Here is a 15,211-nt window from a genome sequence, read left to right on the forward strand (position 1 = left end):
TAAATTAATCAAGGGTAATTTCAAGTGCCAAGCCTCTCAGCTCGTGAACGAGTACGTTGAAAGATTCCGGAATATTTGGTTTCGGAAGGTTCTCTCCTTTCACAATAGCTTCGTACGCTTTAGCTCTACCCACCACGTCATCAGATTTTACAGTAAGTATTTCCTGAAGAACATGAGACGCACCGAATGCTTCCAATGCCCATACCTCCATCTCACCAAATCTCTGTCCACCAAATTGTGCTTTACCACCCAATGGCTGCTGAGTAATCAATGAATATGGACCAATAGACCTTGCGTGCATCTTATCATCTACCAAGTGACCTAGCTTCAACATATAGGTAATACCTACTGTTACCGGCTGATCAAACTTCTTACCTGTGAGTCCATCATAAAGATAGGTCCTGCCATATGCCGGCAAACCAGCTTTATCAAGCTCTGCAGAAACCTCTTCCATAGTAGCCCCATCAAAGATTGGTGTAGCATACTTTTTATCAAGCTTCAACCCAGCCCAAGCCAAAACAGTCTCATAGATCTGGCCAATGTTCATCCTAGAAGGTACACCTAGAGGGTTCAACACGATATCCATTGGTGTTCCATCTTCCAAGAATGGCATATCCTCATCTCTTACGATACGAGCTACAATACCTTTGTTTCCGTGACGGCCCGCCATTTTATCACCTACTTTAAGCTTTCTCTTCTTGGCTATGTAAACTTTTGCCAATTGAACAATTCCAGCTGGAAGTTCATCTCCTACTTCTAAGGTGAACTTCTCTCTCTTGAACTTACCTGAAATTTCATTTCTGGAATTCACGTAATTCTTAACAAGCTTTTGAATCAACTCATTGGTGTAAGCGTCTTCACTCCAATCATCCAAAATGATATCTGAAATCAGGTTTGCCTCTTCAGGGACATTGTAATTTGACTCGTCTCTATATGGATTCTTAGCAGGGAATAAATTTTGCTCAATGTTCTTCGCATTAAACTTCATCCCTTTACTTATGATTTCATCGCCAAATTTATGTTTGACACCTTGTGATGTTTTACCATCCAATAATGAAATCAACTTGTTGATCATTTTAGCTCTTATACCCAAAAGATCTTTCGCGTACTGACCTTTAAGCTTTTCAACTTCAGCTTTTGATTTAGCTCTTAAATCTTTGTCCTTTTTAGGCCTAGAGAACAGTTTGGTTTCGATCACAACACCATTTAAAGATGGAGAAGCTTTCAAAGAAGCATCTTTTACATCTCCTGCCTTATCTCCAAAAATCGCTCTTAAAAGCTTCTCTTCAGGAGTAGGATCTGTTTCACCTTTCGGAGTGATCTTACCAATGATAATATCACCTTCTTTTACTTCAGCACCAATTCTTATGATACCATTTTCATCAAGGTTTTTAACTGCTTCTTCCGAAACGTTAGGAATTTCAGATGTAAGCTCTTCTTCACCTCTTTTGGTGTCTCTCACTTCTAACTGAAATTCTTCTATGTGTATAGAAGTAAATACATCTTCTCGTACTACCCTCTCAGAAATTACAATTGCATCCTCAAAGTTATATCCCTGCCAAGGCATATAGGCAACCTTAAGGTTTTTCCCAAGTGCCAATTCACCTCTATTGGTTGAATATCCTTCTACTAGAACCTGACCTTTTGTTACTTTCTCACCTTTCAACACCAAAGGGGTAAGGTTGATAGTAGTATCTTGGTTGGTCCTTCTAAATTTAATTAGGTCATATGTTTTATATTGATCACTGAAGTTAACCAATAATTCATCGTCAGATAAATCGTATTTAACGGTGATTTTGGTTGCATCCACATAGTCAATTACACCATCAGCCTCAGCTAAAACGAGTGACCTACTGTCCCTGGCAGCTTTCCCTTCAAGTCCAGTACCTACTATTGGAGATTCTGCTTTCAACAACGGAACAGCTTGACGCTGCATGTTTGATCCCATCAAAGCCCTGTTAGCATCATCATGTTCCAAGAATGGAATCAAAGATGCAGCAACAGAAACAATTTGGTTTGGTGCAATATCCATATAGCTAATTTCATTAGGCTCCAACACGGGGAAGTCACCTTCAAATCTAGCTTTAACCTTTTCATTTATGAAGTTACCTTTGCTATCCAAAGGTGCATTTGCCTGTGCAATGTAATTGTCGTCTTCTTCCTCAGCAGTCAAGAATACAATATCCTCTTCACTCATACTTACCTTCCCATCCTTTACTTTTCTGTAAGGAGTCTCAAGGAAGCCCATGGAGTTTACTTTTGAGTGTACACAAAGAGAGGAAATCAATCCAATGTTTGGTCCCTCAGGTGTTTCAATAGTACACAACCTACCATAGTGAGTATAGTGAACATCACGAACCTCAAAACCAGCTCTTTCTCTAGAAAGACCACCTGGACCTAAAGCAGACAACCTTCTTTTGTGCGTCAATTCCGCAAGAGGGTTGGTTTGATCCATAAATTGAGAAAGTTGATTCGTTCCAAAGAATGAATTGATGACGGAAGACAAAGTCCTTGCATTGATCAAATCAACAGGCTTGAAATCTTCGTTATCTCTTACATTCATTCTTTCTCTGATGGTTCTTGCCATTCTCGCAAGACCTACACCGAACTGACTGTAAAGTTGCTCACCTACTGTTCTAACTCTTCTGTTGCTCAAGTGATCAATATCATCGACTACAGCTTTGGAGTTGATAAGTCCTATCAGATACTTTACGATATTGATAATATCTTCAGTAGTTAATACAATCTTATCAGAATCAATATCAAGACCTAATTTTTTATTAATTCTATATCTACCTACTTCCCCTAAATCATATCTTTTGTCAGAGAAAAACAATCCATGGATTACTTCCCTTGCAGTTGATTCATCTGGAGCTTCAGTATTTCTTAACTGTCTATAAATAACTTCAACAGCTTCTTTTTCAGAGTTAGAATTATCTTTTTGAAGCGTATTGTAGATAATTGAAAAATCTGCCACGTTCACATCTTCCCTATGAAGAATAATAGATTTTGAACCTGAATCCAAGATCATTTCCATATCCTCTTCGGTAAGAATAGAATCTCTTTCCAGAAGCACTTCATTTCTATCGATGGAAACAACCTCACCAGTATCCTCATCCACAAAGTCTTCTACCCAAGTTTTCAAAACACGGGCTGCCAATTTTCTTCCGATGACCTTTTTAAGGTTGCTTTTAGTAGCATCAATTTCTTCAGAAAGACCAAATAAATCCAATATCTGCTTATCCGAACCATAACCAATAGCCCTCAATAAGGTTGTTACCGGGAATTTTTTCTTTCTGTCAATGTATGCATACATGACATTATTAATATCGGTAGCAAATTCTATCCAGCTTCCTTTGAAAGGAATAATTCTAGCAGAATAAAGCTTGGTACCATTGGTATGCTTACTTTGCGCAAAAAATACACCCGGAGACCTATGCAGTTGAGACACGATGACACGTTCAGCACCATTTATTACAAATGATCCTTTTTCAGTCATATAAGGTAGATTTCCTAAGAAAACTTCCTGTTCAATAGTTTCAAAATCCTCATTATCTTCATCGTGACAAAGCAAACGAAGTTTAGCTTTAAGAGGGACAGAATAAGTAAGACCTCTGTCGATGGATTCTCCAACGCTATATTTAGGCGGATCTACAGTGTAGTCAATAAACTCAAGGGTGAAATTTTCCCTAGAATCTGAGATTGGGAAATTTTCAGAGAACACCTTGAAAAGACCATCTTGTCTTCTTCTTTCAGCAGGAGTATCAAGTTGAAAAAAGTCTTTGAAAGATTGAAGTTGGATATCTAAGAAATCCGGATAGTCTTTGACTACCTTAATAGATGAGAAACTTTTCCTTACGGTTTGATTCTGGATAGCCAAGGCAGTATATGTTTTTAGTGAAAATTAATAATAGAAAGCGACAAGTTTCGCTTAGAATAGTGCAATTTTAATTCTGTGCACAAACAGGAAAAGACCTGACTTATTATAGTCAGGTCTAAGCTCATAACCTTATCCTAAAAGGAAAGGTTATTCAAATTACTTGATCTCTACTTCAGCACCAGCTTCTTCCAGAGACTTTTTCAAGCCTTCAGCTTCGTCTTTTGCGATACCTTCTTTCACTGCCTTTGGAGCACTGTCAACCAATTCTTTAGCTTCTTTCAAGCCAAGACCTGTTAATTCTTTAACAAGCTTAACTACAGCCAATTTCTGACCACCAGCTGCTTTCAAGACAACGTCGAATGAAGTTTTTTCTTCAACTTCGGCAGCACCAGCACCGCCAGCACCTGGACCAGCAACAGCTACTGCAGCAGCAGCTGGCTCGATTCCGTAGTTATCCTTCAATATATCAGCCAATTCTTTTACTTCTTTTACAGTCAAGTTTACTAACTGCTCAGCAAGTTGATTAAGATCTGCCATTTTATTAATATTTAAATTGTTGATTTTTACTTAATGATTTGATTATGATTATTCTTTTTCAGAAAGAGTCTGAACAAGTCCAGCAATAGTATTCTGTCCACTCTGAAGTGCAGAAATAAGATTTTTCGCTGGAGATTGAAGAAGCATGATTACGTCTCCTACAAGTTCTTGCTTAGATTTCAAGTTAGAGAGCATCTCTAATTGATTTTCACCCACGAACACATCAGCGTCAATGGAAGCACCCTTGAAGACAGGTCTTGTTTCTTTTTTTCCTATTTTCTTTCTGAAGTCCAAAAGAACTTTAGCAGGTAGATTACCTACTTCTTTTGAAAATATAATTCCAGAAAATCCTTTTAGGGCGTTTGAAGAAAGCTCTTCAAAATCACCATCTAAGTTCTCTAGAGCTTTTTTAATAAGCGTGTTCTTGTACACTTTGTACTCAACACCTCTATCAAAGCAAGTTCTTCTGAAGGCATTTACCTGCGCTACATTGAAACCCGATGCATCTGTTATATAGAAATAAGGGTTCTCTTTGAATTTCTCGGTAAGACCTTCGATTATTTCTAATTTTTCTTCTCTAGTCATGATTAAATTCCTTGAATACTTCCTTTATCTATTTTGATGCCAGGAGACATAGTACTTGACAAGTGTATGCTCTTGAAATAAGTTCCTTTAGAAGAGACTGGCTTCAGCTTGTAAATTGTATTGATAAGTTCTTTTGCATTTTCCTGAATTTTATCAGGACCAAAAGACACTCTACCTATACTAGCGTGTACGATACCGAACTTATCTACTTTAAAGTCGATTTTACCAGCTTTTACTTCTTTAACAGCCTTACCTACTTCTAAGGTAACCGTTCCGGATTTTGGATTTGGCATAAGACCTCTTGGTCCTAATACCCTACCTAATCTACCTACTTTCGCCATAACGTTAGGCATTGTGATGATGACATCAATGTCAGTCCATCCACCTTCTATTTTGGCTATGTAGTCATCCAGACCTACATAATCTGCACCAGCTTCTCTAGCTTCCTCTTCCTTGTCAGGAGTACAAAGTACAAGTACTTTGACATCTCTACCAGTTCCGTGTGGTAATGCAACCACACCTCTTACCATTTGATCAGCTTTTCTAGGATCTACACCCAAACGGATATCTAGATCTACAGAAGCATCAAATTTGGCATTGGTAATATCCTTTACGATGGAAGAAGCGTCCTCTAGGGAGTACTGCTGGCTTGGGTCGTACTTAGAAAGAGCTTCTTTTTGCTTTTTTGTTAACTTAGCCATAGTTTTTTTAAATTAATCCTCCCAGGGGGCTTTACCAGAAACAGTGATACCCATACTTCTAGCAGTACCTGCAATCATTTTCATGGCAGATTCTACTTTGAAAGCGTTTAAGTCAGGCATTTTCACCTCAGCAATTTCTTTTACTTGATCCCAAGTAACTGATCCTACTTTTTTCCTGTTTGGTTCTGCCGATCCTCCTTTGATTTTCGCAGCCTCGATCAGCATATTTGCAGCTGGAGGAGTTTTTACTACGAATTCAAAAGATTTGTCAGAGAAAACAGTAATCAAAACAGGCAATACCTGACCCATTTTATCTTGGGTACGGGCATTAAACTGCTTACAGAACTCCATGATGTTCAAACCCTTGGAACCAAGGGCCGGACCTACTGGAGGTGATGGATTTGCCTGGCCACCTTTCACCTGTAATTTCACATAACCAGTGATTTCCTTAGCCATTTCCTAGTCTTGTTTTTCTACTTGTATAAAGTTTAATTCGACAGGTGTATTTCGACCGAAGATCTTGACCATAACATTCAATTTCTTCTTGTCTTCAAACACCTCTTCTATTGTTCCCGAGAATCCACTGAAAGGACCGTCCATTACTTTTACGGTCTCTCCAACTATAAATGGTGTATCCAGTTTCTCTGCAAACTCATCAATCTCTTCAACACGACCTAAGATCCTGTTGACTTCTGATTGACGTAATGGCTCAGGGGTTTTGGAAGCCCCCCCTTGGTTTGACCCTAAGAAACCTATTACTCCCGGAATACTTGTAATTACGTGATTTGCTTCACCATATGATAAGTCGGCATTGATCAAAACGTAACCAGGGAAGAAATTCCTCTCCCGTACACGCTTTTTACCATTACGCATTTCGTAAACTTTCTCGGAAGGTATCAAAACATCAGGAATATAATCCTCAAGTTTTTGTCGGAGAATTTCATTGTCCAAGTAAGTCTTGGCTTTCTTCTCCTGACCTGCTACCACCCTAAGTACATACCACTTATGTTCAGCCATCAGTAATTTCTATTCAGATTAGAATAAATCGTAGAACCACTTCATTAAATTTTCGAATCCTAAGTCAATAACACCTATAACGAGTGCAAAAATAATAGAAGCTACTATTACCAATACTGCACTGTTTTGTAAAAACGAATATGAAGGCCAAGTCACCTTATTCTTCATTTCGTCTATGGACTCTACAACAAAATTTTTAATATTCATGGTCTACTATCATTTTGCACGGGCAGAGAGATTCGAACTCCCATCAACGGTTTTGGAGACCGCTATTCTACCATTGAACTATGCCCGTAGAATATTTGGTTCCCCAAAAGGGAACGCAAAAGTAGTTACAATTGGAACAAGAAACAAATGCGATCCCGAAAAATAATTCAAGATCGCATTTGGAATTTATAATTAATTTGAATTCTTAGTCTAGAATTTCAGTTACCTGACCAGCACCTACTGTTCTACCACCTTCTCTGATAGCGAAACGTAGACCCTTTTCCAAAGCAACTGCATTCAACAAGTTCACTTCAATAGTTACGTTATCACCTGGCATTACCATTTCAACATTTTCAGGAAGTTTGATCTCGCCTGTTACGTCAGTGGTTCTAAGGTAGAACTGTGGACGGTATTTGTTGAAGAATGGAGTATGACGTCCACCTTCTTCTTTAGAAAGAACGTAAACTTCAGCCTTAAAGTGAGCGTGTGGCTTCACAGAACCTGGCTTACAGATAATCATACCTCTCTTGATTTGAGATTTCTCAATACCTCTAAGCAATAGACCTACGTTATCACCTGCTTCACCTCTGTCAAGGATCTTACGGAACATTTCAACACCAGTCACAGTAGACTTAAGGCCTTGAGCTCCCATACCAATGATATCAACAGGATCACCTGAGTTGATTACACCTCTTTCAATTCTACCAGTAGCAACAGTACCACGTCCAGTAATGGAGAATACGTCTTCTACAGGCATCAAGAAGTCTTTGTCAACAAGACGCTCTGGAATTGGAATGTGATCATCAACAGCACCCATCAATTCCATTACAGTATCAACCCACTTCTCTTCACCGTTCAATGCACCAAGTGCAGAACCTGAAATAACTGGAATATTGTCACCGTCGAATTCATAGAAAGAAAGCAATTCTCTTACTTCCATCTCTACCAACTCAAGAAGCTCAGGGTCATCGACCATGTCAACTTTATTCAAAAATACTACAAGTGCAGGTACACCTACCTGACGTGCAAGAAGGATGTGCTCTCTAGTTTGAGGCATCGGTCCATCAGTTGCAGCTACTACAAGGATAGCGCCATCCATTTGGGCAGCACCAGTTACCATGTTCTTCACGTAATCCGCGTGACCTGGACAATCTACGTGAGCGTAGTGTCTCTTTTCAGTTTGGTATTCTACGTGAGAAGTGTTAATGGTAATCCCTCTTTCTTTTTCTTCAGGAGCGTTGTCAATTGAAGAAAAATCTCTTAATTCAGAAAGACCTTTTTTCGCCAAAACTGTGGTAATGGCAGCAGTCAAAGTTGTCTTTCCATGGTCTACGTGACCAATCGTACCGATATTAACGTGCGGTTTGGAACGGTCAAAGGTTGCTTTTGCCATGCGTGAAAATCCTCTGTTTTAGTTAAAGATATAAATTTGTTTATTTTTCAATGTTTCTGAGCCAACGACGGGATTTGAACCCGTGACCTCTTCCTTACCAAGGAAGCACTCTACCCCTGAGCTACGTCGGCTGTTAACACCATATGCTTATAAAAGCATAGAGCGGGAGACGAGGCTCGAACCCGCGACCTGCAGCTTGGAAGGCTGCCGCTCTACCAACTGAGCTACTCCCGCTTATAAAACTGAACACAAAAGTAATGAAAATTTTTGCATTTCAATTTTGTGGGGGAAACAGGATTCGAACCTGTGAAGACATAAGTCAACGGATTTACAGTCCGTCCCAGTTGGCCGCTTTGGTATTCCCCCAACTGATATATCGCTAATAATCTGGCTTTGTAAAACTTTTAGATGTCTTAACGGATGGCAAAATTATACCCTTTTCGTAAACATTCAAAATATTGGTAATTTTTTTACTGGTAATTTTGTGACAAGTTGTTTAACACTAACAAAATCAACAGCTTAATTTTATTCCAAGTACGGAGATAAGAAAAATTCCATATACTCCTTCACCATTTCATCTTCCTCTCCTTCATAGATAGTTTTGACCCGTTCTACTACTCCAATATCATCAATAAAGCCAAATAAGCCCATAAATGCAGCAATTCTAACGTAGGAAGCTCTATGTTTTGAAGCTAAGCCTTCCAAATTGTCTATGGCAATGCCCTTATCCCCATCTCCTAACTTTGTGAAATAATCTCCATAGTATCCTATGAAATAATATAGGGATTGACCTGTAAGCATTTTGAGCTTTTCATGAAACCAGTCAGCTTTTTCATTTTTCTCTTCGCTGATGAAGTAATCTGCCAATGCAACAAGTACACGGATATTTTCTGTAGACTCAAATCTCACTGCTATTTCTTCTCTATTGGAATTGTTTTCATTTTCCAGATACCCCTGCAAAGCTGTACCAGCTACGTAATACGAAGGGTCATTCATCCACCTCAAAAATGCCGGAGAGTATTTCTCACCGTCGAGTTGCCCCAAAAGTTCAATAGCACCAAGTCTTACCGTGTTTTTCGGGTCATTTTCGGCAATCCGAAACAGTTTTTCTTCCACATCGGGAATATTCTCAAGCCATTGTGGATTTTGAGCAATGTTCATCAATGCCATTTCCCTAATTGCCCAAAAAGAATCTTTTAAGGCCAAATCAACCACTTCTACTACTTCAGGCATATCAGAATAAGCCGTACTCAGACTATCTAATGCCTCATACCTGGCCACGCCTAATGCTGAATTCTTAAATAGTCTTAGAAAGTGCTCGTATCCACGGTAAGATCTTTTTTCAGCCAACAGGACTTTCGCTTCATCAAAATAAAGGTCTGTCACCGGCGATTCATTTCCTATGGCAAATTGTTGCCATTCCTTTTCAAGGATAAATTCTCTCTCTTCTCTTTTTCCATCTGAATACCAACTTACTTTAAAGGGCAACTTATACAATGGTGTAGTTTCGAAATCCTGCCTTTGCGCAACCGTGAGCAGTAAACTTTCAGGCTGTGAATAATCAACTTCATAATCCAACACTGGGTGCCCCGAATCCAAAAACCATTGATTGAAAAACCAATTAAGGTCCATCCCTGTAACTTCCTCAAAAGCTAACCTTAGATCGTGCACTTCAACACTCTGAAAAGCATGCTTGGTCAAATAATATTTGAGGGACTGAAAAAAAGCTTCATCTCCTAAGTAATTCCTAAGCATATGTAGAATTCTTCCACCTTTGGCATAAGAATGGCTATCAAACATGTCCTCCGGATCTTCATAATAGAATCTGATCAAATCAACTTGCTTTTTTGCCGATTCGGCCAAATATTGCTCCATTTCCGACACATGATGTAAGTCCGCCTCATCCCTTCCTTCTTTATAATCATACCACAGGTATTCAGAATAATTGGCAAAAGCTTCATTGAGTGTCAAGTTAGACCAGGACTCGTTGGTTACATAATTGCCAAACCATTGATGGAATAGCTCATGAGCAATAATCCCATCCCACTCTGAATCTATAGCAGCCCTTTCATCAAGGTTGAGTTCCTCCATAAATACAGAAATAGTGGTATTCTCCATCGCTCCGGAAACAAAATCCCTGACAACTACCTGATCATATTTTTGCCATGGGTACCTTACCCCCAACAAATCGGAAAAAAATCCGATCATCTCAGGTGTATTTTTAAATACTGTCTTTGCACCTTCCGCGTATTTCTCCTCTACATAATAATTAACTTGTATATCTTCCCAGGAATCTTCTATTTCCACGAATTCCCCAACCACTACAGCCGCTAAATATGGTGCGTGCGGCAAATCCATTTCCCAATGATCTGTTCTAGTACCGTCGCTGTTTTTTGAAGAGGCTATCATCCGCCCATTACTAATGGTTCGGAAATTATCCTTTATCGTCAATTTAATGTCTTGTGTAGCCCTTTCATTGGGCGTATCAAAGGTGGGGAACCATTTTGAATTGTGCTCCGTCTCTCCCTGAGTCCAAATTTGTATAGGCTTATCTTCTTGTCCGTCAGCATTTATAAAATATAACCCTTTGCGGTCGGTAATGGCCGCACTGCCAGTTCCTGAATTTTCATTCGGCATGGCGGTATACTTAATTTTAACTTGAATAGTATCTATGGAAGTGACTTCCTCAGGAAGGTATACAGTCACTTGTTTGGTATCATACCTAAAATTAAGCTCCCTTTGTTCATTTTTTTCAATTAAAGAAATATTGTGAATTTCAAAATCTTTGGCGTCAAGTGTTAAGGTCTTCTGAGGAAAAAAGTAAGGCTTAAGTGTAAGTATAGCTTCTCCTAATACCCATTCATTTTCATAATCAAAATTGAGGTCTAAAGAAGTGTGTAAAAGGTCAAAAACCCGTTGGTTAGCAGCTCTATATTGAGAAATTTCAGTTTCAAGTCTCCTTACAGTTTGTTTATTTTCCAATTCCTCAGAAGTGGAAGCGTCGCCTGTTTGAGTTGATGTGGTATCACTATTTTCAATCGCTACCCTATTGGACTGACAAGACCAAACAAGTAAGAATATGAAGACCAATATGGGTTTGTATTTATCAAATCTCATAAAATGGTTTTAAGATTAATCGTATATTACGCGCAAAATAAACGAAATGTATTCAGTAAGCATCAATAATTCAGTTTTTGAGGTCGAAAAGTCAAAAGATTCGATCAAAATCGGTGACACTATTCTTAATTGGGACATTTCCCAGATCAGAGAAAACCATTACAATGTCATTTATCAGAAAAACTCCTTCAACCTTGAATTGGTAAGTGTGGATGAAGCTTCTAAAACAGTGGTTTTAAAGCTAAACAACAAACCTTGCGAAGTTAAACTCAAGGATAAGTTTGACATTTTGCTGGAAAAGCTCGGCATGAACATGGCGACCTCAAGTGCAGCAAAAGATATCAAAGCGCCAATGCCGGGATTGATTTTTGATATCAAAGTAAATGTAGGAGATGAAGTAAAAAAAGGAGATCCCGTGCTCATATTAGAAGCTATGAAAATGGAGAATATTTTAAAATCTCCAGGTGATGGAACTGTTCAATCGATAAAAATCAAAAAGGGACAGAGCGTAGAGAAAAATCAAGTATTGATCCAATTTTAAACCCTACCTTATTTAGTTTTCTACCATAAGGCTTTATATTTGTCAGATTTAAAATATTTTAATTAAAAATATTCCCTTCCTTAATACCAAAGAATTACAATGAAATACAATAGGATCTTACTGAAGCTGAGTGGAGAAGCCCTTATGGGAGAAAAAAATTACGGGATTGATAGCAATAGGCTGGAGCAATATGCCAACGAAATCAAAAAAGTAAAAGACCTCGGCGTTGAAGTCGCTATAGTAATCGGAGGTGGAAATATTTTCAGAGGTGTTCAGGCTGAAAAAACCGGCATAGACAGGGTGCAAGGTGACTATATGGGCATGCTTGCAACATTGATCAATGCTATGGCGCTGCAGAGCGCTCTTGAACAAGGGGGAATGTACACCAGACTGATGTCAGGAATAAAAGTAGAAAGCGTATGTGAGCCCTTTATCCGAAGAAGAGCCATAAGGCACCTTGAAAAAGGAAGAATCGTGATTTTTGGTGCTGGCATTGGAAACCCTTATTTTACAACAGATTCTACTGCAAGCTTAAGGGCTATTGAAATTGAAGCTGATGTGGTTTTGAAGGGAACAAGAGTAGACGGTGTATACACCGCAGACCCCGAAAAAGATAAGTCGGCAACCAAATACAGTACACTTTCTTTTCAGGAAGCTTACCAAAAAAACCTCAACATAATGGACATGACGGCGTTTACCCTTTGTCAGGAAAACAGCCTTCCAATTGTGGTTTTCGACATGAACAAACCCGGTAACCTAGAGAGAATTATTGCCGGTGAAGATATTGGAACATTAATTACTACAAACTAATCCAGAATTAAAAAGACATGGAAGAGATTCAACTTTACCTGGAAGAAGCAAAAACACTCATGCAAAAGGCGGTGGACCACACTGCAGCAGAATTAGTCAAAATCAGGGCTGGAAAAGCTATGCCTAACCTTTTGGATGGCATCATGGTCTCATATTATGGTGCTCCGACTCCTTTGCAACAGGTAGCTTCAGTTACTACTCCAGACGCAAGGACTTTAACAGTCAAACCTTGGGAGAAAAACCTTATCAGTGAAATAGAAAAAGCTATCATCAATTCTGATCTCGGATTAGCCCCTCAAAACAATGGTGAAATCATCATTTTGACCATCCCACCATTGACAGAGGAAAGGAGAAAGAATTTGGTAAAACAAGCCAAACAAGAATGTGAAGGTGGGAAAATTTCTATAAGAACTATCAGAAAAGACACTAATGAATCACTCAGAAAGCTGTTGAAAGATGGCGCATCTGAAGATGAAGTAAAAAGAGCAGAAGACACGGTTCAAAAACTTACGGACCAATATTCCGTCAAAACTGATGAACTTTTAGTGAAGAAAGAAGCTGAAATCATGACAGTTTGATGAAAAAAAATATTGAATACTATAATTTAAAAACCGGCTTTTAAACCGGTTTTTTTTATTCAAAAGAGTCATAATTGAGTTTTTTGGCGTTATAATTCTCATGACATCATATGCTATTTTTGGATGAGAGAATAAAGTGTGAACTTGAAGTCTTGAGTACTATTGCCATATTACCCCCTTCAACAAACTGACCAACTTTTCACCGGCTAAATTAGCCACTTTTACTACTTCATTATGGGTGAACTCTTTGGCTACTTCTGGAATGCTTTCGTTGGTAATAACCGAGATAGCCAAAATACTCATACTCATATGATGTGCAGCGATGATTTCTGGCACTGTACTCATTCCTACCGCATCAGCTCCAAGGATTCTCAGGTATTTAACCTCAGCTTTTGATTCCAACTTTGGACCAGGCACACCGGCATATACACCTTCTCTCAGTTCAATTTTCAGCCTTAGCGCATGTTGTTTCGCCTTTTTACTCCATTCAAGATCCAAAGGCTCTGACATATCCGGAAATCTCGGACCGAGTTCATCATGATTTTGACCTCTTAGTGGATTGCCCGGGAATAGATTGATAATATCTTGAATCAACATCAAATCTCCTGCATTAAAGTCAGGATTGAGTCCTCCAGCAGCATTGGTTACAACTAGGTTTTTTACACCTAATCCATTCAATACTCTTAAAGGAAAAACCACTTCATCCATATCGTAGCCCTCATAGAAATGAAAGCGGCCATTCATAAACCAAACAAGTCTTTCCTCAAACCTCCCCAAAACCAATTCACCAGAATGGCCTTCTACTGTGGAGATTGGGAAAAATGGGATGTCAGCGTATGGGAAGCTTTTGATCACCTCTACTTCATCCAGCAGTCTACCCAAACCCGACCCGAGTATTATAACCAAATCCGCTCTTTCTTCTGTGCGCTGAAAAAGAAAGTCTCTGGCAGCCTTAAACCTCTTGGTATAGGAAATATTTGTTTGTTGCATTTCGCTTTAAAGTGTTTTAATCAACTCTTTAATAATGATCCCCATTCCAGGTTCAGCCTTTGCAGCAGCGGCAAGTACTTCTTCTATTTTTACCTTCTTGATGTTCCCTGGAGAACAAAGATCAGTGATCGCCGAAATAGCGAATACAGGCAAATCCATATGTCTTGCCACTATGACTTCTGGAATGGTGCTCATACCTATAGCGTCTGCGCCTATCGTTCTCAGGTATTTATACTCAGCTTTGGTTTCAAGATTGGGGCCTTGTACTGCTGCATATACCCCTTGATGTATTTCTAAAGAGTTATTTTTAGCTATCTGCATAGCCTTTTCTACTAACCCAAGCGCATATGGCTCAGACATATCAGGGAATCTTACTCCAAAATCATCCAAATTCGAGCCTCTCAATGGGTTTTCCGGAAACAAATCAATGTGGTCATTGATGACCATCAAACCGCCGATTTGATAATCAGGGTTGAGACCACCTGCAGCATTTGATACAAAAAGGTGTTGAATGCCAAGTTTATACATTACCCTGACTGGAAAAGTTACTTCTTTCATAGAATAGCCCTCATAATAATGGAACCTTCCCTGCATGGCAACAACTGATTTCCCTTCAAGTTTTCCAAAAATCAGCTTTCCCTTGTGGCTTTCAACAGTGGAAACAGGGAAGTAGGGTATTTCCTCATAAGGAATTTCTTTTTCTATTGTGATATGCTGTATCAATTGTCCCAAACCAGTTCCAAGGATTATCCCAACATCTACACGCTTTGGAAACTTTTCTACTATATCATTGACGGCATGTGATATTTGTTCTGAATAACATATTGTAGGTTCTTGTCTCATAAAATTTGATTT

At 39.0% G+C, this 15,211-nt stretch carries 14 protein-coding genes and 4 tRNA genes; 3 read left to right on the top strand and 15 right to left on the bottom strand.

Going from position 1 to position 15,211, the window contains the following annotated elements; translation table 11 throughout:
* Positions 1 to 4: 4 nt before the first annotated feature.
* The 13 genes from rpoB to CLW00_RS14510 form a co-directional block, all read right to left on the bottom strand.
* Positions 5 to 3,880, bottom strand: a complete 3,876-nt coding sequence (rpoB, locus tag CLW00_RS14450) for a DNA-directed RNA polymerase subunit beta (RefSeq protein WP_106134409.1) — start codon at positions 3,878 to 3,880, stop codon at positions 5 to 7.
* 156 nt (positions 3,881 to 4,036) lie between these two features.
* Positions 4,037 to 4,417: a 50S ribosomal protein L7/L12 gene (gene rplL, locus CLW00_RS14455; protein WP_106134410.1), complete on the bottom strand. Its 381-nt coding sequence runs from the start codon at positions 4,415 to 4,417 to the stop codon at positions 4,037 to 4,039.
* A 48-nt stretch (positions 4,418 to 4,465) separates the two neighbouring features.
* A complete protein-coding gene (gene rplJ, locus CLW00_RS14460) occupies positions 4,466 to 5,002 on the bottom strand; it encodes a 50S ribosomal protein L10 (protein ID WP_106134411.1) in 537 nt (178 codons plus the stop codon).
* 2 nt (positions 5,003 to 5,004) lie between these two features.
* Positions 5,005 to 5,703 carry a 50S ribosomal protein L1 gene (gene rplA / locus CLW00_RS14465; protein ID WP_106134412.1) on the bottom strand — a complete coding sequence of 233 codons (699 nt, stop codon included), beginning with the start codon at positions 5,701 to 5,703 and terminating at the stop codon, positions 5,005 to 5,007.
* 12 nt (positions 5,704 to 5,715) lie between these two features.
* On the bottom strand, positions 5,716 to 6,159 hold the full coding sequence (gene rplK, locus CLW00_RS14470; RefSeq protein ID WP_009034228.1) for a 50S ribosomal protein L11: 444 nt from the start codon (positions 6,157 to 6,159) through the stop codon (positions 5,716 to 5,718).
* Between the two features lie 3 nt (positions 6,160 to 6,162).
* A complete protein-coding gene (gene nusG, locus CLW00_RS14475; RefSeq protein ID WP_106134413.1) occupies positions 6,163 to 6,720 on the bottom strand; it encodes a transcription termination/antitermination protein NusG in 558 nt (185 codons plus the stop codon).
* Positions 6,721 to 6,738: 18 nt separating this feature from the next.
* Positions 6,739 to 6,927 (bottom strand): preprotein translocase subunit SecE, encoded by a 189-nt coding sequence (secE, locus tag CLW00_RS14480; RefSeq protein WP_106134414.1) that lies wholly within the window; start codon positions 6,925 to 6,927, stop codon positions 6,739 to 6,741.
* Positions 6,928 to 6,944: 17 nt separating this feature from the next.
* Positions 6,945 to 7,015, bottom strand: a tRNA-Trp gene (locus CLW00_RS14485).
* A gap of 117 nt (positions 7,016 to 7,132) precedes the next feature.
* Complete coding sequence (tuf, locus tag CLW00_RS14490) at positions 7,133 to 8,320, bottom strand: elongation factor Tu (RefSeq protein WP_106134415.1); 1,188 nt, start codon at positions 8,318 to 8,320, stop codon at positions 7,133 to 7,135.
* A gap of 59 nt (positions 8,321 to 8,379) precedes the next feature.
* Positions 8,380 to 8,451: transfer RNA gene (locus CLW00_RS14495), tRNA-Thr, on the bottom strand.
* A 30-nt stretch (positions 8,452 to 8,481) separates the two neighbouring features.
* Positions 8,482 to 8,554: transfer RNA gene (locus CLW00_RS14500), tRNA-Gly, on the bottom strand.
* Positions 8,555 to 8,603: 49 nt separating this feature from the next.
* Positions 8,604 to 8,686 (bottom strand) — tRNA-Tyr (locus CLW00_RS14505).
* A gap of 159 nt (positions 8,687 to 8,845) precedes the next feature.
* Positions 8,846 to 11,437: a M1 family metallopeptidase gene (locus CLW00_RS14510; protein WP_106134416.1), complete on the bottom strand. Its 2,592-nt coding sequence runs from the start codon at positions 11,435 to 11,437 to the stop codon at positions 8,846 to 8,848.
* A gap of 46 nt (positions 11,438 to 11,483) precedes the next feature.
* Here CLW00_RS14510 and CLW00_RS14515 point away from each other — a divergent pair, with 46 nt between their 5' ends.
* From CLW00_RS14515 to frr, 3 genes are all read left to right on the top strand, one after another.
* Entirely contained in the window at positions 11,484 to 11,978 is a 495-nt protein-coding gene (locus tag CLW00_RS14515) for an acyl-CoA carboxylase biotin carboxyl carrier protein subunit (RefSeq protein WP_106134417.1), read from the top strand.
* Positions 11,979 to 12,077: 99 nt separating this feature from the next.
* The gene (gene pyrH / locus CLW00_RS14520; RefSeq protein ID WP_106134418.1) at positions 12,078 to 12,788 is read left to right on the top strand and encodes a UMP kinase; all 711 of its coding nucleotides are present in this window, start codon (positions 12,078 to 12,080) and stop codon (positions 12,786 to 12,788) included.
* A 17-nt stretch (positions 12,789 to 12,805) separates the two neighbouring features.
* Positions 12,806 to 13,366, top strand: a complete 561-nt coding sequence (frr, locus tag CLW00_RS14525) for a ribosome recycling factor (RefSeq protein ID WP_106134419.1) — start codon at positions 12,806 to 12,808, stop codon at positions 13,364 to 13,366.
* Positions 13,367 to 13,525: 159 nt separating this feature from the next.
* Here the strand turns inward: frr and CLW00_RS14530 are convergent, their stop codons facing one another.
* Positions 13,526 to 14,356, bottom strand: coding sequence for a purine-nucleoside phosphorylase (locus CLW00_RS14530; RefSeq protein WP_106134420.1), 831 nt, complete (start codon positions 14,354 to 14,356; stop codon positions 13,526 to 13,528).
* Positions 14,357 to 14,362: 6 nt separating this feature from the next.
* Positions 14,363 to 15,199: a purine-nucleoside phosphorylase gene (locus CLW00_RS14535; protein ID WP_106134421.1), complete on the bottom strand. Its 837-nt coding sequence runs from the start codon at positions 15,197 to 15,199 to the stop codon at positions 14,363 to 14,365.
* Positions 15,200 to 15,211: the final 12 nt, after the last annotated feature.

It is taken from the genome of Mongoliibacter ruber, assembly GCF_003003005.1.
GTDB lineage: Bacteria > Bacteroidota > Bacteroidia > Cytophagales > Cyclobacteriaceae > Mongoliibacter > Mongoliibacter ruber.

Coding starts and splice junctions, on each gene's coding strand:
- rplA (WP_106134412.1), bottom strand. CDS start 5,703: ATGGCTAAGTTAACAAAAAAGCAAAAAGAAGCTCTTTCTAAGTACGAC.
- tuf (WP_106134415.1), bottom strand. CDS start 8,320: ATGGCAAAAGCAACCTTTGACCGTTCCAAACCGCACGTTAATATCGGT.
- nusG (WP_106134413.1), bottom strand. CDS start 6,720: ATGGCTGAACATAAGTGGTATGTACTTAGGGTGGTAGCAGGTCAGGAG.
- rplJ (WP_106134411.1), bottom strand. CDS start 5,002: ATGACTAGAGAAGAAAAATTAGAAATAATCGAAGGTCTTACCGAGAAA.
- frr (WP_106134419.1), top strand. CDS start 12,806: ATGGAAGAGATTCAACTTTACCTGGAAGAAGCAAAAACACTCATGCAA.
- CLW00_RS14530 (WP_106134420.1), bottom strand. CDS start 14,356: ATGCAACAAACAAATATTTCCTATACCAAGAGGTTTAAGGCTGCCAGA.
- rplL (WP_106134410.1), bottom strand. CDS start 4,417: ATGGCAGATCTTAATCAACTTGCTGAGCAGTTAGTAAACTTGACTGTA.
- CLW00_RS14510 (WP_106134416.1), bottom strand. CDS start 11,437: ATGAGATTTGATAAATACAAACCCATATTGGTCTTCATATTCTTACTT.
- pyrH (WP_106134418.1), top strand. CDS start 12,078: ATGAAATACAATAGGATCTTACTGAAGCTGAGTGGAGAAGCCCTTATG.
- CLW00_RS14515 (WP_106134417.1), top strand. CDS start 11,484: ATGTATTCAGTAAGCATCAATAATTCAGTTTTTGAGGTCGAAAAGTCA.
- CLW00_RS14535 (WP_106134421.1), bottom strand. CDS start 15,199: ATGAGACAAGAACCTACAATATGTTATTCAGAACAAATATCACATGCC.
- rplK (WP_009034228.1), bottom strand. CDS start 6,159: ATGGCTAAGGAAATCACTGGTTATGTGAAATTACAGGTGAAAGGTGGC.
- secE (WP_106134414.1), bottom strand. CDS start 6,927: ATGAATATTAAAAATTTTGTTGTAGAGTCCATAGACGAAATGAAGAAT.